Origin of the sequence: Chromohalobacter sp. HP20-39, assembly GCF_033052815.1 — a bacterium.
Lineage (GTDB): Bacteria > Pseudomonadota > Gammaproteobacteria > Pseudomonadales > Halomonadaceae > Chromohalobacter.
Window position 1 is genome coordinate 1 of record NZ_JAWHTP010000389.1, and the last position, 323, is coordinate 323.

Below are 323 nucleotides of genomic sequence, written 5' to 3' on the forward strand. Positions count from 1 at the left end.
GAAATCGTGCGGCGCAGGCGCGGCGGTCGGCGCCGAAGGACCTGGGGCCGATGCGGGAGGGTCGAGCGGCACCGCTGCATCGTCGGCACCCTCTGGCGGGGCTTCGACGGACTGCTCCGGCTCAGGCGTTGTCTCGAACATCGCCAGCATGCTTTCCAGTGGGTCGGCCGGATTGCGCTGCGTGCTGGGAGGTATGGCGCGACTTCCGCCCGACTGATCTGGACGGCTGCTTGCTGCGGGCTCCTTCTCCGTTGCCACCGCTGCTCCAGGTAGCAATGCAGCGTCGGGTGCGGACGGGCGCGGCCCGTCCTCGGCCTCGCCGG

General features: G+C 70.9%; 1 pseudogene. It reads right to left on the minus strand.

Features of this window, described 5'->3' with window-relative positions:
* Nucleotides 1-258: pseudogene (locus tag RVY79_RS18505) on the minus strand (relaxase); the annotation flags it as partial.
* Nucleotides 259-323 lie beyond the last annotated feature (65 nt).